19 protein-coding genes and 4 pseudogenes are annotated in these 23,051 nt (G+C 74.7%); 5 read left to right on the top strand and 18 right to left on the bottom strand.

Annotated elements, in window-relative coordinates; genetic code table 11:
- Nucleotides 1-129: 129 nt before the first annotated feature.
- The 3 genes from ABT095_RS37080 to pdhA are packed head-to-tail and all read right to left on the bottom strand — an operon-like array spanning nucleotide 130 to nucleotide 3,678.
- Nucleotides 130-1,533 (bottom strand): dihydrolipoamide acetyltransferase family protein, encoded by a 1,404-nt coding sequence (locus ABT095_RS37080; RefSeq protein ID WP_350534025.1) that lies wholly within the window; start codon nucleotides 1,531-1,533, stop codon nucleotides 130-132.
- A 19-nt stretch (nucleotides 1,534-1,552) separates the two neighbouring features.
- A complete protein-coding gene (locus ABT095_RS37085) occupies nucleotides 1,553-2,527 on the bottom strand; it encodes an alpha-ketoacid dehydrogenase subunit beta (protein WP_350534026.1) in 975 nt (324 codons plus the stop codon).
- Nucleotides 2,527-3,678: a pyruvate dehydrogenase (acetyl-transferring) E1 component subunit alpha gene (pdhA, locus tag ABT095_RS37090; protein WP_502885135.1), complete on the bottom strand. Its 1,152-nt coding sequence runs from the start codon at nucleotides 3,676-3,678 to the stop codon at nucleotides 2,527-2,529. Before pdhA ends, ABT095_RS37085 begins: the two co-directional genes overlap by 1 nt.
- Nucleotides 3,679-4,058: 380 nt before the next feature.
- Here pdhA and ABT095_RS37095 point away from each other — a divergent pair, with 380 nt between their 5' ends.
- Together ABT095_RS37095 and ABT095_RS37100 are read left to right on the top strand one after the other, a co-directional pair.
- Nucleotides 4,059-4,718, top strand: coding sequence for a response regulator (locus tag ABT095_RS37095; RefSeq protein WP_350534028.1), 660 nt, complete (start codon nucleotides 4,059-4,061; stop codon nucleotides 4,716-4,718).
- Nucleotides 4,719-4,808: 90 nt separating this feature from the next.
- Entirely contained in the window at nucleotides 4,809-5,876 is a 1,068-nt protein-coding gene (locus ABT095_RS37100) for a phosphotransferase (protein WP_502885136.1), read from the top strand.
- Nucleotides 5,877-5,879: 3 nt separating this feature from the next.
- Here ABT095_RS37100 and ABT095_RS37105 read toward each other — a convergent pair whose 3' ends face one another.
- The 6 genes and pseudogenes from ABT095_RS37105 to ABT095_RS37130 form a co-directional block, all read right to left on the bottom strand.
- Complete coding sequence (locus ABT095_RS37105) at nucleotides 5,880-7,700, bottom strand: protein kinase domain-containing protein (RefSeq protein ID WP_350534030.1); 1,821 nt, start codon at nucleotides 7,698-7,700, stop codon at nucleotides 5,880-5,882.
- A gap of 146 nt (nucleotides 7,701-7,846) precedes the next feature.
- Nucleotides 7,847-9,163, bottom strand: a pseudogene (locus ABT095_RS37110) (protein kinase domain-containing protein); the annotation flags it as partial.
- Nucleotides 9,164-9,276: 113 nt separating this feature from the next.
- Nucleotides 9,277-9,849: a bacterial proteasome activator family protein gene (locus tag ABT095_RS37115; RefSeq protein ID WP_350534032.1), complete on the bottom strand. Its 573-nt coding sequence runs from the start codon at nucleotides 9,847-9,849 to the stop codon at nucleotides 9,277-9,279.
- Between the two features lie 79 nt (nucleotides 9,850-9,928).
- Entirely contained in the window at nucleotides 9,929-10,750 is an 822-nt protein-coding gene (locus tag ABT095_RS37120; RefSeq protein WP_350534033.1) for a hypothetical protein, read from the bottom strand.
- 626 nt (nucleotides 10,751-11,376) lie between these two features.
- Nucleotides 11,377-12,336 carry a D-2-hydroxyacid dehydrogenase family protein gene (locus ABT095_RS37125; RefSeq protein ID WP_350534034.1) on the bottom strand — a complete coding sequence of 320 codons (960 nt, stop codon included), beginning with the start codon at nucleotides 12,334-12,336 and terminating at the stop codon, nucleotides 11,377-11,379.
- 58 nt (nucleotides 12,337-12,394) lie between these two features.
- Nucleotides 12,395-13,372: an NAD(P)H-quinone oxidoreductase gene (locus tag ABT095_RS37130; protein WP_350534035.1), complete on the bottom strand. Its 978-nt coding sequence runs from the start codon at nucleotides 13,370-13,372 to the stop codon at nucleotides 12,395-12,397.
- Nucleotides 13,373-13,559: 187 nt separating this feature from the next.
- On the opposite strand from ABT095_RS37130, the gene ABT095_RS37135 reads away from it, so the two are divergent.
- The gene (locus tag ABT095_RS37135) at nucleotides 13,560-14,390 is read left to right on the top strand and encodes an oxidoreductase (RefSeq protein ID WP_350534036.1); all 831 of its coding nucleotides are present in this window, start codon (nucleotides 13,560-13,562) and stop codon (nucleotides 14,388-14,390) included.
- Nucleotides 14,391-14,403: 13 nt separating this feature from the next.
- Here the strand turns inward: ABT095_RS37135 and ABT095_RS37140 are convergent, their stop codons facing one another.
- The 3 genes from ABT095_RS37140 to ABT095_RS37150 form a co-directional block, all read right to left on the bottom strand.
- Nucleotides 14,404-15,171 (bottom strand): hypothetical protein, encoded by a 768-nt coding sequence (locus tag ABT095_RS37140; RefSeq protein ID WP_350534037.1) that lies wholly within the window; start codon nucleotides 15,169-15,171, stop codon nucleotides 14,404-14,406.
- Complete coding sequence (locus ABT095_RS37145; protein ID WP_350534038.1) at nucleotides 15,168-15,665, bottom strand: SigE family RNA polymerase sigma factor; 498 nt, start codon at nucleotides 15,663-15,665, stop codon at nucleotides 15,168-15,170. Before ABT095_RS37145 ends, ABT095_RS37140 begins: the two co-directional genes overlap by 4 nt.
- A 106-nt stretch (nucleotides 15,666-15,771) precedes the next feature.
- Nucleotides 15,772-16,335, bottom strand: a complete 564-nt coding sequence (locus ABT095_RS37150) for a GlcG/HbpS family heme-binding protein (RefSeq protein ID WP_350534039.1) — start codon at nucleotides 16,333-16,335, stop codon at nucleotides 15,772-15,774.
- 212 nt (nucleotides 16,336-16,547) lie between these two features.
- Between ABT095_RS37150 and ABT095_RS37155 the strand changes: the two genes are divergently transcribed.
- Both ABT095_RS37155 and ABT095_RS37160 read left to right on the top strand, forming a co-directional pair.
- On the top strand, nucleotides 16,548-17,720 hold the full coding sequence (locus ABT095_RS37155) for a sensor histidine kinase (RefSeq protein ID WP_350534040.1): 1,173 nt from the start codon (nucleotides 16,548-16,550) through the stop codon (nucleotides 17,718-17,720).
- Complete coding sequence (locus ABT095_RS37160; RefSeq protein WP_350534041.1) at nucleotides 17,717-18,337, top strand: response regulator; 621 nt, start codon at nucleotides 17,717-17,719, stop codon at nucleotides 18,335-18,337. Before ABT095_RS37155 ends, ABT095_RS37160 begins: the two co-directional genes overlap by 4 nt.
- Nucleotides 18,338-18,343: 6 nt before the next feature.
- On the opposite strand, the gene ABT095_RS37165 is transcribed toward ABT095_RS37160, so the two are convergent.
- The 6 genes and pseudogenes from ABT095_RS37165 to ABT095_RS37185 form a co-directional block, all read right to left on the bottom strand.
- On the bottom strand, nucleotides 18,344-19,276 hold the full coding sequence (locus ABT095_RS37165; RefSeq protein WP_350534043.1) for a potassium channel family protein: 933 nt from the start codon (nucleotides 19,274-19,276) through the stop codon (nucleotides 18,344-18,346).
- A 98-nt stretch (nucleotides 19,277-19,374) separates the two neighbouring features.
- Nucleotides 19,375-20,520, bottom strand: coding sequence for a molybdopterin molybdotransferase MoeA (locus ABT095_RS37170; protein ID WP_350534044.1), 1,146 nt, complete (start codon nucleotides 20,518-20,520; stop codon nucleotides 19,375-19,377).
- Nucleotides 20,521-20,738: 218 nt separating this feature from the next.
- Nucleotides 20,739-21,038 (bottom strand): annotated as a pseudogene (locus ABT095_RS38945) (DUF6457 domain-containing protein); the annotation flags it as partial.
- A 105-nt stretch (nucleotides 21,039-21,143) separates the two neighbouring features.
- A pseudogene (gene mobA, locus ABT095_RS38950) lies at nucleotides 21,144-21,701 on the bottom strand (molybdenum cofactor guanylyltransferase); the annotation flags it as partial.
- A 30-nt stretch (nucleotides 21,702-21,731) separates the two neighbouring features.
- Nucleotides 21,732-22,670, bottom strand: a complete 939-nt coding sequence (locus ABT095_RS37180) for an MBL fold metallo-hydrolase (protein ID WP_350534042.1) — start codon at nucleotides 22,668-22,670, stop codon at nucleotides 21,732-21,734.
- A gap of 140 nt (nucleotides 22,671-22,810) precedes the next feature.
- Nucleotides 22,811-23,051, bottom strand: a pseudogene (locus ABT095_RS37185) (dolichol-phosphate mannosyltransferase); the annotation flags it as partial.

The raw sequence follows: 23,051 nt of genomic DNA on the forward strand, positions 1-23,051 counted from the left end.
AACGCTCGGCTGGGAAACCCCAGCCGAGCGTCTGGCTAAACTCCTCGCGGCCTAGACAACCGACCACGTGTTGCAACGACCCCTAGAAACCGCCGGCGGGGGCAGGGCCCTTCGGTGCTCACCGGGGTGTCAGCCCCAGGTGATCAGGCGCTTCGGGCGCTCCAGGATGGCGGCCGTGTCGGCCAGCACCTTGGAGCCGAGCTCGCCGTCGACCATGCGGTGGTCGAAGGAGAGGGCCAGCGTGGTGACCTGACGCGGGACGACCTTGCCCTTGTGGACCCACGGGAGCTCGCGGACCGCGCCGAAGGCGAGGATCGCGGCCTCCCCCGGGTTGAGGATCGGCGTACCGGTGTCGACGCCGAAGACGCCGACGTTGGTGATGGTGATCGAGCCGCCCGACATGTCGGCGGGCGAGGTCTTGCCCTGGCGGGCGGTCTCGATCAGCTCGCCGAGCGAGACGGCCAGCTGCGGCAGCGTCTTGGCGCCGGCGTCCTTGATGTTCGGGACGATCAGCCCGCGCGGGGTGGCCGCGGCGATGCCGAGGTTGACCTGGCCCTTGATCACGATCTCCTGGGCGGCCTCGTCCCAGCTGGCGTTGATCTCGGGGTAGCGGCGCACCGCCGTGAGCAGCGCCTTGGCGACCAGCAGCAGCGGGCTGACCCGCACGCCGGCGCCCAGCTCGCCGCTCTCCTTGAGCTCGCGGACCAGCCGCATCGTCCGGGTCACGTCGACCTGGACGAACTCGGTGACGTGCGGCGCGGTGAAGGCCGAGGAGACCATCGCCTGGGCCGTCGCCTTGCGGACGCCCTTGACCGGCACCCGGACGTCCCCGGCACCGACCGGCACGGCCACCGGAGCGGCCTCGACGACCGCGGCGGCGGCAGCCTCGACTGCGGCGGGGGCCGCGGCCGGCGCGGCGGCGGCGTGCACGTCCTCGCGGGTGATCACACCGTCCGGGCCGGTCGGCGTGACCGTCCGCAGGTCGATCCCGAGGTCCTTGGCCAGCTTGCGCACCGGGGGCTTGGCCAGCGGCCGCTCCCCGGCCACGACGACCGGCGCGACGACCGGCGCCGGAGCGGCCACCGGGGCCGCGACGGGAGCCGGAGCGGCCACGGGAGCGGCAGCAGCCGGGGCCTTGCGGGCCCGGCGCTGGGCACCGCCGGTGCGGGGGCCGTAGCCCACCAGCACCTCACGGCGCTCGGGCTCCGCCTCGGCTGCCTCGGCCGGAGCCGGGGCAGCCGGAGCGGCGGCCGGGGCCGGAGCGGCCGGAGCCGCCCCCGCCACGGCGACGGCGATGATCGAGGTGCCGACGTCCACCGTCGTCCCGGCCGGGAAGAACAGCGTCTCCACCGTGCCGTTGAACGGGATCGGCAGCTCGACGGCGGCCTTGGCGGTCTCCACCTCGCAGACGATCTGACCGTCCGTCACGGTGTCGCCCACCTTGACGAACCAGGTCAGGATCTCGGCCTCGGTGAGCCCCTCGCCGACGTCGGGCATCTTGAACTCGCGCAGCGAGCGAACTTCGGTAGTCATGCTTCAGTCGCTCCCGGGATCAGTACGCGAGCGCGCGGTCGACGGCGTCGAGCACACGGTCCAGGTCGGGCAGGTAGGCCTCCTCGACCCGCGACGGCGGGTACGGGGCGTGGTAGCCGCCGACCCGCAGCACGGGGGCCTCCAGGTGGTAGAAGCACTTCTCGGTGAGGCGGGCGGCCAGCTCGGCGCCCATGCCCATGAACACCGGGGCCTCGTGCACCACGACGGCGCGGCCGGTGCGCTTGACCGACTCCTCCAGGGTGGCGAAGTCCACCGGGGAGAGCGAGCGCAGGTCCACGACCTCCAGGCTGTGGCCGTCCTCGGCCGCGGCGGCCGCGACCTCCTGGCAGACCTTGACCATCGGGCCGTACGCGATCAGCGTCAGGTCCGAGCCGGCCCGGGCGATCCGCGCCGAGTGCAGCGGCAGCGCGGCCGCGTCGCCGACGACGCCCTTGTCCCAGTAGCGGCGCTTGGGCTCGAGGAAGATGACCGGGTCGTCCGACTCGATGGACTGCTTGAGCATCCAGTACGCGTCGTCCGCGTTCGAGGGGGAGACCACGCGCAGACCCGCGGTGTGCGCGAAGTACGCCTCGTGCGACTCGCTGTGGTGCTCGACGGCGCCGATGCCGCCCGCGTACGGGATGCGGACGGTGACCGGCATCTTCACGTGGCCGAGCGCACGGGCGTGCATCTTGGCCAGCTGGGAGACGATCTGGTCGAAGGCCGGGTAGACGAAGCCGTCGAACTGGATCTCCACCACCGGGCGGTAGCCGCGCAGGGCCAGGCCGATCGCGGTGCCCATGATGCCGGACTCGGCGAGCGGGGTGTCGATGACCCGGTCCTCGCCGAAGTCCTTCTGCAGGCCGTCGGTGATCCGGAAGACACCGCCCAGCTTGCCGATGTCCTCACCCATGAGGACGGTCTTGGGGTCGCTCTCCAGCGACGAGCGAAGCGCGTTGTTGAGCGCCTTCGCGATGCTCAGCTGACCGGACATCAGTGGTTCTCCCCGCCCTCGAAGGAGGCGGCGTACGCCTCGTACTCGGCCCGTTCCTCGGCCACCAGCGTGTGCGGCTCGGCGTACACGTGGTCGAAGATCAGCGTCGGGTCGGGGTCCGGCATGCTGCGCACGCCCTCGCGGACCCGCAGCCCCAGCTGCTCGCTCTCGGCCTCGACGGAGGCGAAGAAGGCCTCGTCGCCGATGCCCTCCTTCTCGAGCAGCGCCTTGAGGCGCAGGATCGGGTCCTTGGCCTTCCAGGCCTCGGTCTCCTCGGCCAGCCGGTAGCGGGTCGGGTCGTCGGAGGTGGTGTGCGCGCCCATGCGGTAGGTGAAGGCCTCGATCAGGACCGGGCCGTTGCCGCTGCGGGCGTGGTCGAGCGCCCAGCGGCTCACCGCGAGGCAGGCCAGCACGTCGTTGCCGTCCACCCGGACACCCGGGAAGCCGAAGCCGGAGGCGCGGCGGTAGAGCGGGATCTTGGTCTGCGTGGTGGTGGGCTCGGAGATCGCCCACTGGTTGTTCTGGCAGAAGAAGACCACGGGGGCGTTGTAGACCGAGGCGAAGGTGAAGGCCTCGTTGACGTCACCCTGGCTGGAGGCGCCGTCGCCGAAGTACGCGATGACCGCGTCGTCCGCGCCGTCCTTGGTGATCCCCATCGCGTAGCCCGTGGCGTGCAGCGCCTGCGAGCCGATCACGATGGTGTAGAGGTGGAAGTTCTTCTCGTTCGGATCCCAGCCGCCGTGGTTCACGCCGCGGAACATGCCGAGCAGGTTCAGCGGGTCCACGTCGCGGCACCAGGCGACACCGTGTTCACGGTAGGTGGGGAAGGCGTAGTCGCCCTCCCGCATGGCACGGCCCGAACCCACCTGCGCCGCCTCCTGGCCGAGCAGCGAGGCCCACAGGCCCAGCTCGCCCTGGCGCTGCAGGGAGGTGGCCTCGGCGTCGAAGCGCCGGACCAGGACGAGGTCGCGGTAGAGCGCGAGCAGCTCCTCCGGAGTCGTCTCCAGGGGGTAGTCCGGGTGCTCCAGGCGCTCGCCTTCCGGCGTCAGCAGCTGGATCAGCTCCGGCTGGGCGTCCGTCCCGACGCTGTTCTTGTCGGGGACGGAGGGGGCTGCCTTCTTGCGCGCCCTCGCCGTGCTTTTGACGGTCACGTTCACTCCTCGGTCTGTCCGGCCGCCCGGGGTCGCCGGTCACCGGTCCGGTCACCTCCCGGCAAGCACGCGTGGGTGTGCGCGCCGACTGCTGGGCTGGTGGTGTTCCCATTCCGACGGCGTCCCTCACGAGAACGTTACCCAGCGGCGCCCCTTGGCGCGCCTGCGCTAGGACGTCCTACTTGTTCCTTGTCAGGAGCGACGGGTGTGGCGTCGCCTACCTGGCCGGTGGCCGTCAGGACACCTGCGCACGCTATCCGGGCGGAGGGCTCCGCGTAAGGGGGTAACACGAACGAAATCTGTGACCGCACAGTTACCGGAGCCTGTCCATCCGGTCTCATCTGTCGGACATCCCTGGGGTGGTATGGGAGGATTTGGCCGTGACTGGAAACGGGCAAATCAGGGTATTCCTCCTCGACGATCACGAGGTCGTGCGCCGTGGCGTCCACGATCTGCTGTCGATGGAAGGCGACATCGAAGTGGCCGGCGAGGCCGGCACCGCGGCCGAGGCGCTGAGCCGGATCCCGGCCGTCCTGCCGGACGTGGCCGTGCTCGACGTCCGGCTGCCCGACGGCAACGGCGTGGAGGTCTGCCGCGAGGTGCGCTCGCTGCACCCGGAGATCAAGTGCCTGATGCTGACCTCCTTCTCCGACGACGAGGCGCTGTTCGACGCGATCATGGCCGGGGCCTCGGGCTACGTCCTCAAGGCGATCCGCGGCACCGATCTGCTCTCCGCCGTCCGCGACGTCGCGGCCGGCAAGTCGCTGCTCGACCCGGTGGCCACCAGCCGGGTGCTCGCGCGGCTGCGCGACGGTGGCGAGAAGGAGGACGAACGACTCGCGCAGTTGACGAAGCAGGAGCGGAAGATCCTCGATCTGATCGGCGAAGGTATGACGAACCGTCAGATCGGCAACGAACTCCACCTGGCCGAGAAGACCGTGAAGAACTACGTGAGCAGCCTACTTGCCAAGATGGGCATGGAGCGCCGGACTCAGGCGGCGGCCTACGTGGCCCGCCACCAGGCCGACCACCAGCACTGAGAGTTCACGGATCAGACGCCTGACACTCTGTCAAGTCGGCGTGCCGCACACCACTACGCTCAGCCCGTGACGACGTACGGCCAGCTTTACATGAGCGCTCCGGCCCGCCCGGACCGCGCCGCTCCACCCGTCGGCACCCTCAGCCCCCCGGTCGGCCCGGTGGCCGTCGCCGGGGTGCTGCGGGTCTACCCGGTGGGGGCGCCCGCCGACGTCCGCCCGGTCTCGGAGGGGCTGTTGAACCGCGGGTACCGCGTCACCACGGAGACCGGCCGCTACTTCCTCAAGTGCTACGTGGACCACGCGACCGCCTCCCGCCCGGCGATCACCGCCCAGCACCGCGCGACCGCCGCCCTGCACGCCCTCGGCCTGCCCACCGCGCCCCCGCTGGCCGCCCGGGGCGGACGCACCGTGACGGCGTACGGGGGGCGGCGGTTCGCGCTCTTCCCCTGGGTCGACGGGGAGCACCGGCACGGCACCGGCCTGGACCGGCCGCAGTGCGCGGAGCTCGGGGAGCTGCTGGGGCGAGTGCACGGCGCGCTGGACCAGGTCTGCGCCCCCGTCGCGCAACCGGCGGGACACCGCAGCGCCGATCCGGCGGAGACCGCCCGGCTGGTCCGCGAGCTGCTCGCGCTGCCCGAACTGCGCGCCGCCGACGACCCCTTCGACGCCCTGGCCGGCCACCGGCTGACCGAACGCCTGGAGCTGCTGGCCGCCCACGGCCACCGCCGCCCGGCCCCCGAGGCAGCCCCGCCCACCGGCTGGACGCACGGCGACTTCCACGGCCTCAACCTGCTCTACGGCCCCGCCGGGCGGATCCGGGCCGTCCTCGACTGGGACAAGCTCGGCCGCCGCCCCCGCGCCGAGGAGGCCGTCCGGGCCGCCACGCTGATCTTCAACGACCAGCACAGCGGCGTCCTGGACCTCGTCCGGGTGCGCCGCTACTCCCAGGCCTACCGCGCCACCGGCGCCGCCTCGGCGGCCGACCTGGCCGCCGCCGTGCACCGGGTCTGGTGGGAGCGCCTGAACGACCTCTGGATGCTCCAGTGGCGCTACCAGCGCGGCGACCACCGCGCCGACCCGCTCTTCCCCGCCGCCGCCGGTCAGCTGACCTGGTGGTGCGAGGAGTACGAGCAGGTCCTGGACGCCTTCTGCAACTGACCGTTACGGGGTCTGACCCGCCTTCGGCGAGGGCGTGGGCGGCGGGGCCGGGGAGCTCGGCTCCTTGGTCGGCGGCGCGGTGGTCGGCGGCGCGGAGGTGGGCGGCGCGCTGGTCGGCGGCTCGGTCGGCGTGCCGGTGTCCGTGGGCGAGCTGGAGGCCGTGGCGGAGTGCGAACTGCTCGGCGAGGGCGAGGTGCTGCGCGTGGTGGGCGGCGGCGTGCTGGGGGTCGTGGGCGGGGTGTACGAGTTGCTGCTCGGGCGGTCCGGCGAGGGGGAGGTCTCGTCGCTCGGCGCCTGGCTCGGCGTGGTCGCCGAGGTGGTGGGCGTCAGCGGAGCGGGGGTGTTCTTGGTGCCCCCGCTCATCGCGAGCACCACGCCCACCGTCGCGGCCAGCACCAGCAGCACCGCCCCGGCGATCCACACCAGCGGCCCGCGCCGCCCGCGCTCGTGCTCCTCGTCGTCGTACCCGCCACCGCCGCCGTCCCGGCCACCGCCGCCGACGCCCTGGTACGGCGCGGCGGGCGTCTGGTACGGCGAGGCGGGCGACTGGTACGGCGGCAGCACGGCCGTCGGGTCCGCCGGGGCACCCGGCACCATCGGGGTGGTCATGGGGGTGCCGCCCGGAGTGCCCTCGTACCCCGGCTGCGGGCCGGTGCCCGAACCGGCCGCCGCCAGACCCGCCGCGGCGGCCGCAGCGGCGGCGGCCCCGGCCGCGTAGCCCGCCCCGGCCGCGCCGTGCATCTCGCGCAGCGCGTGCTGCAGGGCGGCGCGGAACTCGTCGGCGCTCTGGAAGCGGTCGTCCGGGTTCTTGGCCAGCGAGCGCAGCACCAGGTCGTCCAGCTCCGGCGGCACCCGGTGGTTGACCTGCGAGGGCGGCACCGGCGCGTCCTGGACGTGCTGGTAGACCACCGCGAGCGGGGTCTCGCCGACGAAGGGCGGACGCAGCGTCAGCAGCTCGAACAGCATGCAGCCGGCCGCGTAGAGGTCGGAGCGGTGGTCGACCGGCTTGCCGAGCGCCTGCTCCGGCGAGAGGTACTGCGGGGTGCCCATCACCATGCCGGTCTGCGTCATGGTGGAGGCCGCGCCGGTCAGCGCCCGGGCGATGCCGAAGTCCATCACCTTGACCGCGCCGGTGTTCGTGATGATCACGTTGGCGGGCTTGATGTCGCGGTGCACGATGCCGTGCCGGTGGCTGTAGGCCAGCGCCTCGAGCACCCCGGCGATGATGATCAGCGCCTGGTCGACCGGCGGCGCCTCCTCGTCCACCAGCAGCTCGCGGACGGTGCGGCCCTCGACCAGCTCCATCACGATGAACGGGGTGGACTCCCCGTCGTGCAGCTCCTCGCCGGTGTCGTAGACCGCGACGATCGAGTGGTGGTTGAGCGCCGCGACGGCGTGTGCCTCGCGGGTGAAGCGGAGCCGGGCCACCTCGTCCTGGGCCAGCTCCGAGCGGAGCAGCTTGACCGCCACCGTCCGGGCCAGCCGTACGTCCTGGGCCGCGAACACCTCGGCCATGCCGCCCCGGCCGAGCCGGTGGGTGAGCCGGTAGCGGCCGTCGCCGACGGTGCCGAGCGGGGCGGCGGTGCCGCGGCCGGGGGTGGCCGGGCCGGTCGAAGGCCCGGACAGCGGGCCGGCCGGCGGCTCGGTGGCGGGGCCCTTGACGACCGAGGGCTGACCGGCGGGCGGGGTGCTGGGCGGTCCGGCGGGCGGGGCGGCCTCCGGCGGCAGTCCCGAGGCGGGCAGCGCGGTGGTCTCGGCGGTCTCGTCCGGAGCCCGGCTCACGTCGTGCTCGTCCCCGTCACCCGGCCGCTGTGTGTCTGCCATCGCTCCTCGCCCCGGGCCCTCGCTCGGCGCGCAGTCGCCCTGTCCGGTCTCGTCCCATGAACGCTACCGCCTCGGCCCCCTCATCGTGGAACGGCCGCCCCGGTGGCCACCCGCTCGGAACCGTACGTGCTATGGGTCCGGTTGCGCTCGGTCTTGGTGGCCGCCGCGCCGACGATGATCAGGGCCAGCACGATCAGCGCCACCAGCACGCCGACCACGATCGCCACCGTGGCGCAGCCGCTCATCCGCTGCTTCGGCGGCTGCGGGGCCGGCTGGTACGGCTGCTGGTAGCCGGGCGGCGGGGTCTGGAACTGCGGCGCCGCGTTGTACTGCTGCGGGAAGGGCTGCGGGGTGCCGTACTGCGGGCCGGGGACGGGCTGGGCCGGGAACGGCTGCGGGGTCGGGTAGGGCGGCGGGGTCTGCGGCCCGTACGGCGGCGGGGTCGGCGCCTGGTAGCCCGGCAGCGGGGTGCCGACGGGCGGCAGGTCGCCGGGCACCTGCGGGAAGTTCACCAGCGAGGGCGCGGCGTGCACCGAGCGCGGGCCCTCGCCGATCACCAGCGGAGTGCTCGCCTGCAGCGGCGTGGCCTGCAGCGGGGTGCCGGCCCCGCCGCCCGCCGAGACCCGCTCGACCTCCTGCCGCATCGCCTCGGCGGTGGGGAAGCGCTGCGCCGGGTCCTTGCGCATCGCCCGGGCCACCAGGGCGTCCACGGCGGGCGGCACGGCCGGGTTGAGCGAGGAGGGCGCGGGCGGCTCCTCCTGCACGTGCTTGTACGCGATCGAGAACGGCGAGTCCCCGTCGAACGGGGTCTGCCCGGTGACCAGCTCGAACAGCAGGCAGCCCACCGAGTACAGGTCGGAGCGGGCGTCCACGCTCTTGCCGAGCGCCTGCTCCGGCGAGAGGTACTGGGGGGTGCCGACGACCATGCCGGTCTGGGTCATCGAGGTCACGCCGGACTGCAGGGCGCGGGCGATGCCGAAGTCCATCACCTTCACCACGCCCTTGGCCGTCACCATGACGTTGCCCGGCTTGATGTCGCGGTGGACCAGGCCGTGGTCGTGCGAGGCCTCCAGCGCGGCCAGCACCTCGGCGGTCAGCCGCAGTGCCTCGGCGGCGGGCAGCGCGCCCTGGCTGCGGATCGCCTCGTTGAGCTGGTCGCGCAGGGCCTTGCCCTCGACGTACTCCATCACGATGTACGGCACCGTCGCGCCGTCCGGCCCGGCGTCCTCGCCGGAGTCGAACACGGCCACCACGTTCGGGTGCTGCAGCCGCGCCACCGCCTGCGCCTCGCGGCGGAACCGCTCGCGGAAGGACTGCTCGCGACCGAGCTCGGTGTGCAGCGTCTTCACCGCGACCTGCCGGTCCAGCACGGTGTCGTACGCGAGGTGGACGGAGGCCATCCCGCCCTCACCGAGCAGGTGCTGCAGCACGTACCGCCCGTTGCCCAGGGAGTGCTCGCCCATCGTTCTTCTCGTCTCCCCCTCGAACCCCGGCTGTGACGCGCGACAGGCTACCGGTACTACCAGGGGCGCGGGGAACGGCGCGGCCGACGCCCCTGGATGGTGCGACCCGCTCCTTACAGGTACGGCCCCGCCCGCAGGCCCCGGCCCTCGCCCGGGTCGTCGTGGTCCTCGGCGCCGAGGCTGCCGGGCGGCAGAGCCCGCCGCATCTGCTCCAGCTGCGCCCGGGCCGCCATCTGCTGGGCGAAGAGCGCCGTCTGGATGCCGTGGAACAGGCCCTCCAGCCAGCCGACCAGCTGGGCCTGGGCGATCCGCAGCTCGGCCTCGGTCGGGATGGTGTCCTCCATGAACGGCAGCGAGAGCCGCTCCAGCTCCTCGACCAGCTCGGGGGCCAGACCCAGCTCGAGCTCCTTGATCGAGCTCTTGTGGATCTCCTTCAGCCGCACCCGGCTGGCCTCGTCGAGGGGAGCCGCCCGGACTTCCTCGAGCAGCTGCTTGATCATGCTGCCGATCCGCATGACCTTGGCCGGCTGCTCGACCATCTCGGTCACCGGCAGCTCCCGGGGCTCGCCACCCTCCCCACTGCCTGCCCGGCCGAGCCCCGCACCCACCGGCATCCCGTCCGGCCCCACGATCAGCACCTTCGGGATCTCCCCCGGCTGCGACGCTTCGTTCATCGGGTTAGTCATAGCTCCTTCATATGCTTCGCAGGTGGAGAGGGTCAACTGACAACCCACCAGCAACCGCCCCGACGCCCGCCGGTCGGCCTCAGTGGCGGCGCAGGCGCAGGCCCACCAGGCCCAGTCCGCAGCCGATCAGAGTCAGGCCGGCGCCCAGCGGCAGCTGCAGGGTGGACGGGTCGCTCCAGCGCAGCGGGGTGATCGCCTGGGCCACGGCGCGCGGCGTCGGGCGGGCCGCCGCGAGCGCCTGCGGGGTCTGCGGCTCGGCCTGGTCCTCGGCCGGTTCGTCCTCGGGGGCCGGGGCCTCGGGCCGGGCCCCCGTCCCGGGGTCCTCCTCCGGGGTCTCCGGGGCCTGCTCGGGCTGTTCGGCCACGGCGGCCGGGCGGTGGCGCTCGTGGTGTTCCGGCGCCGGGTGACGGGCGGGGACGGCGGGGACGGCGGCGGGGGCCGTGGGGGTCGGCGTCGGGGTGGGAGTGGGCTGCGGTGCCGGGCTGGGCGTCGGGCCGGGTGTCGGGCTGGGCGTCGGGCTGGGGGCGGGCGTCGGCGAGGCCGTCCGGCTCGGGGCCGGGGTCTCGGGGGCGGTGCTCGGCGGGCCGCTCGGGTCGGCGCTCTCCGACGGCTCCGGCGGCGTGGTCGGCAGCGCGGGGAGGGTCGGCAGGGTCGGCAGCGAGGGTATGACCACGCCGGGCAGGGCCGGCAGCGAGACGGTCGGCAGAGCAGGCAGCGCGGGCAGGGCCGGGGTGGTCGGAGCCGTACCGTCCGCCGCCACCGCCGGACTGGTCAGCAGCAGCGGCACCGCCAGCCCGGCGGCCACCCGCGCCGCCCACCGAATACGCGGACCGGCGGCACCGGGGCCGGACCGGGCCCGGGCGGAGCGGGGCTCGGAGCACACGTACGGAGTTGCGGTCACGGACGGACGTCCTTCCGACGGCCGCCCGCGCGACGGCGCGGACGGTGGCGGGACAGCTCCGGACCAGCCTCACACATTCCCGGCATTTCGGACATTCGACCGCCACGCCCGCCCGACGGCAGGCCCCGGCACCGCGCCGGCCGGCCGCCCCGCCGACCAGCGGCCCACCGCCTGGGCCACCAGGCCCTGGGCGGCCGATCTTGTCGGATCAGCGCGCGACGTCGGGTGCCCGGCTGGGCGTGCGCCCGAGTCACCCTCGTACTGGGTCGTACTCGGGTGATTCGGACGTGCGTCCAGGCGGGATTCCCGGCGTGGCGCGCCCGGCAAGACCGGCCGGACAGGCCCTAGGAGTGCACTGACGATCTTGAAATCGCGCCCAGCTTGCACCAGATTGCCCCGATCGACATTTACCGGCGAACTCGGGCAAGGCGGGCGGACGGAGAAAGATCTTCAGCAAACTCCTAGGCCCTGGGCGGCCGGCACCGCGCGGCGAGCGCCCCTCGGCACCTGCGCCGGCCGCCCTCGGAGGCCAGGTCTTCCGTCCGCCGCTGCCCGGCGGCCGGCCCGGCGCCGCAGGCATCGCCGGAGCCGCCCCTGCCCGCCGGGAAGCCGGTCGGCGCCCCGCGTCAGCCGAGGACTCGTACCGGCTTCCCCGCCAGGTACGCCTGGATCGCCTCGACGGCCTGGCCGTAGTACGTGGCGTAGTTGGCACGGGAGACGTAGCCCAGGTGCGGGGTGGCCAGCAGGCGCGGGGCGGTCCGCATCGGGTGGTCGGCGGGCAGCGGCTCGACGTCGAAGACGTCCACGCCCGCGCCGGCGATCCGGCCCTCGTGCAGGGCGGCGAGCAGGGCGTCCTGGTCGACGATCGCCGCCCGGGAGGTGTTCACCAGGTAGGCGGTGGGCTTCATCCGGGCCAGCTCGGGGGCGCCGAGCAGGCCCCGGGTGCGATCGCCGAGCGCGAGGTGCACCGAGACGAAGTCGCTGCTCTCCAGGAGCTCCTCCTTGGCGGCCGCGAGCTCCACCCCGACCTCGGCCGCCCGGGCGGGGGTGAGGTTCTGGCTCCAGGCCGTCACGTGCATGCCGAAGGCCTGCCCGACCACCGCCACCCGGCTGCCGATCTTGCCGAGACCGAGCAGGCCGAGCCGACGGCCGGCGAGGTCGGCGCCGACCGTGCTCTGCCAAGGGCCGCCCGTGCGCAGCGCCGTGCTCTCGGCCACCAGGCCCCGGGCGAGGCCGAGCAGCAGGGCCCAGGTGAGCTCGACGGGCGGGGTGGAGGAGCTCTCGGTGCCGCAGACCGTGACGCCGTGGCCGGCGGCCGCCGCCAGGTCGATCACCGAGTTGCGCATGCCGGAGGCGACGAGCAGCCGCAGCTTCGGCAGCCGGGCGAACACCGATGCGGGGAAGGGCACCCGCTCCCGCAGGGTCACCACCAGCTCGAACTCCTCCAGCGCGGCGACCAGTTCGTCCTCCGTGCCGAAGTGCTCCCGGAAGCTGGTGACCGCCACCTCCCCGCCGAGCACCGACCAGTCGGCGGCAGTCGTCGCCACCCCCTGGAAGTCGTCAAGCACCGCACAGCGCACGGCCATCGCCACTCTCCCCTCGCTCGGAGTCCCCGGCCGGGCGCGGCCGGGGACGGACCGAGTATTACGCGCGCAGCACCACCTTGCCGACCTGCTCGCCGGCCTCCAGCACGCGGTGGGCCTCGGCGGCCTCGGCCAGCGGGAGGACGCGGTCGACCACCGGGTTGACCACGCCCGACTCGACCAGCGGCCAGACGTGTTCGCGGACGGCGGCGACGATGGCGGCCTTCTCGGCGAGCGGGCGCGGGCGCAGCGAGGTCGCGATCACCGCGCCGCGCTTGGCGAGCAGGGTGGCCAGGTTGACCTCGCCCTTGATGCCGCCCTGCAGGCCGATGATCACCAGGCGGCCGGAGACGGCCAGCGCGTCCACGTTCCGCTGCAGGTACTTGGCGCCCATGATGTCCAGGATCACGTCGGCCCCGGCCCCGCCGGTGGCCTCGCGGACGGCCTCGACGAAGTCCTGCTCGCGGTAGTTGATGAGCACGTCCGCGCCCAACTCGGCGCAGCGGGCGAGCTTTTCGGGGCTCCCGGCAGTGACGGCCACCTTCGCGCCGACGGCCTTGGCGAGCTGGATCGCCAGCGTGCCGATGCCGCTGGCGCCGCCGTGCAGCAGCACCGTCTCCCCCGGGCGCAGGTGCGCCACCATGAAGACGTTGGACCACACCGTCGAGGCGACCTCGGGCAGCGCGGCGGCCTGCTCCAGGGTCAACCCCTTTGGTACGGGCAGCAGTTGGCCGACCGGGACGGCCACCCGCTGGGCGTAGCCGCCGCCGACGAGCAGCGCGCAGACCTCGTCGCCCACGGCCCAGCCGGAGACGCCGGGGCCCAGGGCGGCGATCCGCCCCGAGCACTCCAGGCCCGGGTAGGGCGAGGAGCCGGGCGGCGGGTCGTAGAACCCCTGCCGCTGCAGCAGGTCCGCCCGGTTCACGGCCGTCGCGGCCACCTCGACCAGGACTTCGCCCTCCCCGGCCACCGGATCGGGCACCGCGGCCCACACCAGCGCGTCCGGACCACCGGGCTCGGGAATCGTCATCGCGTACATACCCCCGAACCTACCCGCCCCGCCCGGTGATCGGCCGGAGGCGGCCGGTGCCGCGCGCAGCGGCGAAATCCGGTCATCCTCGGCCGCTCTGGCGCGATCCCTCGCCGTAGTCGATCTGCCAACCGCGCCGTGCCGCATCCTTGTTCGGGCTCATGGTGATCAACTGCCAAGCGACGAGGGGAAAAAGATGGGCAAGGTATGGCTGGTGACCGGCGCGACCAGCGGATTCGGACGGGCGATCACGGAGGCCGCGGTGGCCGCCGGTGACCTGGTGGTCGGTGCGGCGCGGCGGCCCGAGGCGCTGGCCGACCTGGTCGCCGCGCACCCCGGCCAGGTCGAGGCGGTGGCCCTCGACGTGACCGACACGGCGGCGGCCGAGCAGGCCGTCCGGGAGGTCGTGGCGCGGCACGGACGGCTCGACGTGCTGGTCAACAACGCCGGGCGCACCCACGTCGGGGCCTTCGAGGAGACCACCGACGCGGAGCTGCGGGCCCTGTTCGACCTGCACGTCTTCGGGCCCGCCGCGCTGACCCGCGCGGCCCTGCCGCACATGCGCGAGCGGCGCTCGGGCGCGATCGTGCAGCTGAGCAGCATGGGCGGGCAGATGTCCTTCGCCGGCTTCTCGGCCTACAGCGGGACGAAGTTCGCGCTGGAGGGGCTCTCCGAGGGGCTGGCCGACGAGGTGCGGGAGTTCGGCATCAAGGTGCTGGTGGTCGAGCCGGGCGCCTTCCGCACCTCGCTGTTCGACGCCGGCCGGGCCGGGGTGAGCGGCGACAGCGGGCTCTACCCGGCGGTCAGCCGGACCAGGGAGTTCGTCTCCGGCGGCGACGGCACCCAGCCGGGCGACCCGGCCAAGGCCGCCGCCCTCATCCTCGCCGCCCTCGACGCGGAGGAGACCCCGCTGCACCTGCCGCTCGGCGAGGACAGCGTGACGGCCGTGCTCGGCAAGCTGGACGCCGTCCGCGGCGAGATCGCCGCCTGGGAGAAGCGCACCCGGGCCACCTCCTTCGAGGACTAGGGCCTGGGCCCGGTCAGGGCGCCAGCATGGAGTCCGACGCCTCCTGCCACAGCGGGTCGAGGACGAGCGCGGTCAGTTGTGCGCCGTCCAGCAGCGGGCCGTTGGGGTAGGGGGTGTGCGGGTCGCTGCCAACCAGCGGGACGTTGCCCGTGCTGGCCGTCACGGTGGTCCCGTCGGGGCGAATCAGGGTGGCGAGCCACTGCTGTGCTCCGTCGGCCTGCTTGCCGCCCAGGAGAACCATCAGAGCGCCGCCGTCGGGCTGCTGGGTGAAGGTGCAGTCGGAAGGGGTGCACTGGGCCGGCCGGGGCGGCACCTTCTGCGGCACGGCGGCCCGGACGACCTCGATGCCGACCGTGCCCGTCCGGCTGCCGTCCTTGATCGTGTAGGCCCCCATCGCCCGGCGCCCGCGCGGGTCGTGCGGGTCCGCGTCCACCTTCATCGGATGGTTCTCGTAGCGGAACGAGGCGGGCAGCTTGGTCGGCAGCAGGGCCAGCAGCTGCCGGGCGTCGGCCGGGACGGGGAAGTGGACGTCAGGCTCCGGCGTGCTGCTCACGGTGCCCGCCGCGGGCCGGGGGTCCGGGCCGTCGGGCTTCGTGGCGACGGCCCCTGCGCCGATCAGGGCGACGGCGCACACGGCGGCGGCCGAGGCCCCCAGGGCGCGGCGGCGGCGGGTACGGCGGCCCCGGTGGAGCAGGGCGGCCACCGGTACGGGCCCCGGCTCGGACTGACGGTCCGCCAGCAGGATGAGGGCGTCACGGAGTGCTTCGTCGGGCTCGGTCATGACCTGACCTCCTGGTTCGTCCGCAGGGTGGTGCGCAGCCGGGCCAGTGCCCGGGCGTTCTGGCTCTTCACGGTGCCGACCGAGCAGCCGAGCGCGGTGGCGGTGTCCTTCTCCGAGAGGTCCTCGAAGTGCCGCAGCACGACCACCGCGCGCTGCCGGTCGGGGAGCGCGCGCAAGGCCTGGTGCAGCTCGTCCAGTCCGTCGTACGGGCCGGTCGGGTGCTCGGCGGCCTCCGGCGGCTCGCCGGTGAGCAGTTCGCGGCGGCGTCTGCGCCACCAGCTGACCTGGCCGTTGACCAGCATCCGCCGCAGGTAGGCGTGCGGGTCGTCGGTGGTGGCCCGGTGCCAGCGGACGTACAGCTTGACCAGGCAGTCCTGGAGCAGCTCCTCGGCGCGGTACCGGTCGCCGGTGAGCAGCGTCGCCGTACGCAGGTGCCGGTGCCAGGCGGCCTCGACGAAGGCCGTGTAGGCGTTGTCCTCGGATTCTCGACTCACGCGCAACAGACGCGGGAGCGAGGGTGAAAGGTTGTCAGGACCTCCGGACGAAAACCGGGCAGCCCCCGGGCTCCGTACGGGCCGGGGGCGGTGCGACGGTGTCCGCTCAGTGGGCCAGGGCGGCGGCACCGGCGGCGGCGAAGGCCTCGTCCTGGTCGCCGCTCGGGGCGCCGGCGACACCGATGCCCGCGACCGGGGCGCCCTTGGCGTCGACCGGGACACCGCCCGCGAGGAAGAGGGTGCCGGGGATGTCCTTCAGGTTCGGGGCCTGGGCCAGGCGGCCGGCCAGCACCGAGGTGGCGGCGTTCCAGGACACCGCGGTGTACGCCTTCTCCTGGGCGGAGGCGTACGACTGCGGGCCGGCGCCGTCGCCGCGCAGGGTCACCAGGGTGTTGCCGTTGCGGTCGACCACCGCGACGGAGACCTTCTGGCCGGCCTTGGCCGCGGCGTCGAGGGCGGCCTGGGCGGCCTTGAGGGCCGAGGCCTCGCCGAGGTGGGTGCTCGTGGTGGTCTCGGAGGCGGGCACCGACACCGGGGCCGGGGCGGCGGCCGGGGCCTTGGTCTCGGCGGTCGCGGTGACGGCGCCGCCCACCCCGAGGGCGACGGCGGCCACGGTGGCGGCGGCGGTCAGGACGGTGGTGCGGCGACGGCGGGTGGTGGAGGTGTTCATCGCTGGAGCTCGCTTCCGTTGGTCGGGCCCGCAGCTTGGGGCCGGTGACTCAATCCTCGGAGCGGGAGCAGCCCCCACCGGTCGGCCGTCGGGCTCGTCCGGCGGCCCCGGGCGGCTGACGGGAGGGTCATCCGATCGGCTGATGCGGCCCCGGCCCACCGTGTGACGATGGTGAGGAGAAGCGCGGATCGGCGGTGGTGGAGGGAGCGAGGATGGCACCGGACACTGCTCCCGAGGCGACCGGGGAGCGGCGGCTGAGCCTGGTGATGCACGCGGCGTTCTTCGTGCTGCTGACGGCCTCGCTGGCGCGGTTCCTGCAGCGGCACCCGGGTGATCCCCGCACGCCCTGGGTGCTGGGCGCCGGGGTGCTGCTCGGGGTGGTGTACCTGCTGGGCGGCGCGATGCGGGAGCGGGCGCGGGTGTGGCTGGCGGCGGTGCTGATCACCTGGCTGGTGCTGGTGCTGCTGGCGCCGAGCTGCTCGTGGTGCGCGGTGCCGCTGCTGTACTCGACGCTGCGGACCCTCCCCACCAGGCCGGCCATCGTGCTGGTGGGGCTGCTGACCGGGGCCATCGTCGGCTCCGAGGTGCGCCTGTCCGGCTGGGACCCGAACGTGCTGCTCGCCCCGCCCGCGATCGCCGCGCTCTCCGTCACCGTGCTGCTGCACACCCAGCGGCAGGCCGAGCGGCTGCGCCGGAGCATGGCGGAGCTGGTCCGGGCCCGGGACGAGCTGGCCGTCACCGAGCGCCGGGCCGGGGTGCTGGCCGAGCGCCAGCGGCTGGCCGCCGAGATCCACGACACCCTGGCCCAGGGGCTGGCCAGCCAGCAGCTGCTGCTGCAGGCCGCCGACCGCAGCTGGACTCGGGACCAGGCGACCGCCCGCGCCCACCTGGCCGCCGCCTCGGCGGCCACCGCACAGTCCCTCGCCGAGGCCCGCCGCTTCGTCCACGACCTCGCCCCGGCGGATCTGGCCGAGACCGGCAGCCTGCCCGCCGCGCTGCGCGCGGTGGCCGAGCGCGACGGCGCCCGGCTGCACGTGGACGGCGCCCCCGTCGAGCTGCCCCAGCGCACCGAGGGCGCCCTGCTGCGGGTCGCCCAGGGGGCCCTGGCCAACACCCGCCGCCACGCGCGGGCCACCACCAGCACGCTCACCCTGACCTACCTGGACGATCAGGTGATCCTCGACGTCTGGGACGACGGCCACGGCTTCGACCCGGCCGCCCTGACCGCCCCGGGCCCGGACGGCGGCCACGGGCTGCCCGCGATGCGCGCCCGGATCGGCCAGCTCGGCGGGCGCCTGAGCATCGAGTCCGCCCCGGGCGCGGGCACCACCGTCACCGCCGTCGTCCCCTTCGCACCCCACGGAAGCACGGGAGCCGCCGCATGATCCGGGTACTGCTCTGCGACGACCACGCCGTGGTCCGGGCCGGCCTGCGGGCGCTGCTGAGCAGCGCGCCCGAACTGGAGATCGTCGGCGAGGCCGCCTCCGGGGAGGAGGCGCTGGCCGCCGTCGCCCGGCACCGGCCGGACGTGGTGCTGATGGACCTGCAGCTGGGCGGCGGCATCGACGGGGTGGAGACCACCCGCCGCCTCACCGCGGCCGCCGATCCGCCCCGGGTGCTGGTGCTGACCACGTACGACACGGACGCCGACATCACCCGGGCGATCGAGGCGGGCGCCACCGGCTACCTGCTCAAGGCCGAGCGGCCGGAGGAGCTGTTCACCGCGATCACCGCCGCCGCCGAGGGCCGCACCACCCTCTCCGCCCCGGTCGCCACCCGGGTGATGGCCCGGCTGCGGGCGCCCCGGCCGACCCTGACCGCCCGCGAGCGGGACATCCTCGCCCAGTTGGCCCAGGGCCTGGGCAACCGCGAGATCGCCCAGGCGCTGTTCATCAGCGAGGCCACCGTGAAGACCCACCTCGGCCGGGTCTACGCCAAGCTCGGCGTGGACAACCGCGCGGCCGCGGTGGCCGCCGCCAAGGAGCAGCGCCTGGTGCCGTAGGCGCGGTCAGCGGCCGGCCGGCCGGATGGTGATCACCCGGTCCGTCAGCTGCAGCACCGCGGCCTCCGGCTCGGTGTACTTGAGCACCCGGTGGCCCCGGACCACCGCGAGCACCAGGTCGTCGCTCTCGCGGGGGCTCCGGCCGGCCTCCTCCCGGGTGACCGGGCGCTCCACCACGTCCAGGCCGGTGCCGTAGGTGAGCAGGTCCTCCATCACCGCGCCCGCGTACGGGCTCAGCATCGACATGCCGAGCAGCCGCCCGGCCGAGCTGGAGCTGGTGACCACCACGTCGGCGCCGGACTGCCGCAGCAGCGGGGCGTTCTCGTCCTCGCGGACGGCCGCCACCACGGTGGCCGCCTTGTTCAGCTGCCGGGCCGTCAGGGTGACCAGCACCGCCGTGTCGTCGCGCTCGGGGGCCACCACCACCCGGGCGGCATTGGGGAGTTCGGCCCGCAGCAGGGTGTCCGTGCGGGTCGCGTCGCCCACCACGCCGACCAGGCCGTCCCTGGTCGCCTGGTCGATCACCTTGCGCTGCGGGTCGACCACGACGATCGACTCCTTCGGCACGCCCTGCCCGAGCAGGGTGTCCACCGCACTGCGGCCCTTGGTGCCGTAGCCGACCACCACGGTGTGCTCGTGCACGCAGGACCTCCAGCGGTTGAGCCGCCACTGCTGGCGGGTGCGCTCGGTCAGCACCTCCAGGGTGGTGCCGACCAGGATGATCAGGAAGAGCACGCGCAGGGGCGTGATCACCAGGATGTTGACCAGCCGGGCGCCGTCGCCGACCGGCGTGACATCGCCGTACCCGGTGGTGGAGAGCGTCACGGTGGCGTAGTACGCGGAGGCCAGCAGCCCCACCGGCGCACCGGAGTTGTCGTGGTAGCCGGCCCGGTCCAGCCAGACGATCAGCGTGGTCACCGCGAGTACGAGCAGCGCCATCGCCAGCCGCACCCCGACCTGCCGCAGCGGCGGCGCCGCCGCCCGTACCGGCAGCAGCACCTCCCCGGTGTCGGCCGGCCGCAGCGACGCCCGCCCTCTCACGGCACGGCCAGCAGCTCGACCCGGCCGCCCGCCGGGCAGCCGCCCGGGGGGACGACCGCCAGGGCCTCGGCCAGCGCCAGGCCGCGCAGCATCGCCGGGCCGTCGAAGGCCAGCGGGGTGACGCCCTGCGGGGTGTGCCGGACGGGGACCAGCTTGGTGTCGGCCGGGTGCCCGGGCAGGGCGACGGCGGCGGTGGCCCGGCGGCCCGGCGCGGCGGGGCGGCCGGAGCGGCGGTGGAGCAGCGGCAGGGCGAGCGTGACGGTGCCGGCGACGGCCGCCAGCGGATTGCCCGGCAGGCCCACCAGGTGGCGGCCGCCCGGGAGTTCGGCCAGCAGCATCGGGTGGCCCGGGCGGACGGCGACCCCGTCCACCAGCAGCCGGGCCCCGGCGGCGGCCAGCGCGTCGTGCAGGAAGTCCACCGGGCCGGCCGCCGTGCCGCCGGTGGTGAGCACCAGGTCGGCCGGTGAGTGCCGCACCGCGTCCCGCAGCAGGGCGAAGTCGTCGCGGACGTACCGCTGCCCGATCAGTTCGGCGCCCGCCGCCGCCAGCCAGGGCGGCAGCAGCGGGCCGAGCGCGTCCCGGACCAGGCCCGGCCCGGGCACCCCCGAGCTGAGCAACTCGTCGCCCAGGACCAGGAGTTCGACGGTCGGGCGGCGGTGGACGGTCAGCTCGTCGTGCCCGGAGGCGGCGGCCAGACCGAGCACCGCCGGGGTGACCGGCACCCCGGCCGGGAGCAACTCCTCACCCTCCCGGCACTCCTGGCCCCTGGGGCGGACGTCCTGGCCGGGCGGCACCGCCCGCTGCGCCCGCAGCAGGCCCTGCGCCGGGCTGCCGTGCTCCCGGCGCAGCACGCCGGTCGCCCCGGCGGGCAGCTGCGCGCCGGTGGCGATCTCCACCGCCTCACCGTCCGCCAGCGGCCCGCCCGCCTGCCCGGCCAGCACCCGCCCGGTCAGCCGCCAGGGCCCCGGCCCGGCCACGGCCCAGCCGTCCATCGCCGAGGTGTCGAACGCCGGCAGGTCGGTCAGCGCGGCCAGCGGCTCCGCCAGCGTGCAGCCCACCGCCGCCGCCAGCCCCACCACCACGGCCCGCGACTCCCCCCGCCCCGCCGCCGCAGCCACCCGCCGGGCCTGCGCCCACGGCACCGCCCCGTCCCGCCCGCACTTCCCGTCCGCCGGAGCAGGCGGCTTCGCCGCACCGGTACGGCCGGACCCGCCCGCGGCCGCGACCCACTCCAGCCCGTCCAGGAGGTCCGGCTCCGCCGGCTGCTCCGCGCCGTCGGCGGCCGCTCGGCCGGCCGGATCGGACTCCGTCACCTCGGTCGCCGTTCTCGTGGTCGGCTCTGCCCCCGTCGTCAGGACGCTCACGCCCGGCCCTCGGCGGGGCCCGCTCCGGCGGCCGCGGCCCAGCGGTCGGCGAGCGCGGCGGCGCGCGCGCTCGCGGCGGCCACGGCTTCGGCGCCGCCCCCGTCCTGAGCTGCGGCGTAGCCGATCAGGAAGGTCGTCAGGGGCGCGGCCGGGCGGTCCACTCCGTGCGCCACCACCCGGGCGAGGTCGAGCAGACCCCGCACGTCGACGTCGAGGTCGATGCCGAGTTCGGTGCTGACCTCGGTGATCCAGTCATCCAGCGTGCGCTCCATGGCCCCATGCTGCCTGATCCGGCGGCCCGCGCACCGCTTGCGGAGTGACCATCGCGCGTCGTTTCGCTCACGCCCGCTGCTGACGGGCCGTGATCAGGGCTCCCGGGCGGCCTCCGCCCGGCTCCGCTCCCGGGCCTGCGCCAGTTCCTCCCAGGTGTCGCAGTCGTACGCCACCCCCGCCGGGTCGGCGAGCCGGGCCGTCCGCAGCCCGGCGGTGAGCCGCCGCAGCGGCAGGCCGGCCGGCGGCCCGAGCGGGGCGAGGGCGGTCCGCAGCGCGGCCGTCCGGTAGGCCCCGGCGAGCGGCTGGTCCCGCCCGGCCGCGTCGACCAGGATCGCGGCCTCGGCCTCCTCCACGTCCAGCGCGGTGAGCAGCCGCCCGACGGTCGGCAGGTCGAGGAAGGGCAGGTCGGCCGCGAGCAGCAGCACCCGCTCGGCCGTCACCTGCGCGAGCCCGGCCGCGACGGCCGCGACCGGCCCGCCCCCGGGCGGCTCCTCGCGGGCCCACCGCACCCCCGCCCGGTCGGTCGGCCGCTGCGGACCGACCACCACCGTCCGCCCGGCCTGCGCACAGGCGTCGAGCACCCGGTCGAGCAGCCGCCGCCCGCCGACCTCGAGGCCGGGCTTGTCCGCCCCGCCGAGCCTGCGGGCCCCGCCCCCCGCCAGCACCATCGCGTCGTAACCGGTCATACCGTCAGTATGGTCCGGCCCGGCCGCGCCTCACGGGTCCTCGACGATCTCCGCGTCCACGATCCCGTTGTCCTCCGGCGGCTCGGCCCGCCGCTCCACCTCGTGCGGCGCGGCCTGCGCCGCCCGGGCCGTGTTGGCCGCCGCGCCGAGCTCCAGGATGGCGGGCAGGGTCAGGCCGCCCCACCGCTCGTTGACGGCGGCGACCAGGGCCTCGGTGTCGTCCGGGTGCTCCGCGAGCGCGTGGTCGAAGTCGCGCAGGTAGGCGTCGGTGAAGCCGAGCACGCCGGCGGCGTCGTCGTCCGCGCCGGGCGCCCGGTGGCCGGCGATCACCTGCTCGGCGCCGAGGTCGGCGATCCGGGCCAGGTTGCGGCGCCATTCCAGCCGCTCGGCCGGAGTGGTGTCGGCCGTCCAGACATGGGTGCCGTAGTACGCGAAGTCGCCCGCGACGACCGTTCGGGCACTGGGGATGTGCACCAAGGTGGAGCCCGCGCAGTCCGCCTGGCCCAGCTGGAGCACCCGGATCAGCTGCTGGTCGATCATCAGCGGCTGCGGCAGCAGCGGAGCGGGCAGCAGCGGCTGGTCACAGATGTCGTCCCCGTACACCGGCTTCCACTGGGCGACCTTGGGCGCGGCCGTGGCGGCGATCCCGGCGACCACGGGCGGGGCGGCGAGCAGCTGGGCCTTGGGGAAGAGCCGCAGCACCTCCTCGGCGCCGAAGTAGTGGTCCGGGTGCTGGTGGGTGATCACGATGGCCAGCAGGGCCCGGCCCTTGCCGGCGATCCACTCGGCGAGCTCGCGCCCGGCGCTGCGGGTGAGCTGGGCGTCGACCAGGATCGCGGTGCGCTCCCCCATGATCAGGCTGGAGGTCGCGAAGAAGGCCGTCTCGGGGCCGGTGAACACCTCGACCCGCAGCGGCGCGGGCACCGGGCCCGCTCCGGCGGCGTGGTCGTCGGGCGAGGGCGGTGTCACGGTGGCTCCCTGGTCGGCGCGGCGGGCCCGCTTCGGGCCTGGTCACGACCAGCTTGGGAGCAGCACCGCCGTAATGCCGTGCAGGCGCGCCCAGCCGGGTGAGTCGTACTCGTCACCCGGCCGTGGCACGCCTGTGGGGGTTACTTCTTGCCGGTGAGCTTCTGGACGCGGCTGGTGATGCCCCAGCCGGTGACGCGGAAGAGGGCCTCGATGAGGATGTTGCGGCTCATCTTGGAGGCGCCGAACTCGCGCTCGATGAAGGTGATGGGCACCTCGACGACCTTGAAGCCGGCCTTGACGGTGCGCCAGGCGAGGTCGACCTGGAAGCAGTATCCGGCGGAGGCGACCTCGTCCATGCCGAGGCCGAGGAGGGTCTCCTTG

This window comes from Kitasatospora sp. NPDC002227 (assembly GCF_040296285.1).
GTDB lineage: Bacteria > Actinomycetota > Actinomycetes > Streptomycetales > Streptomycetaceae > Kitasatospora.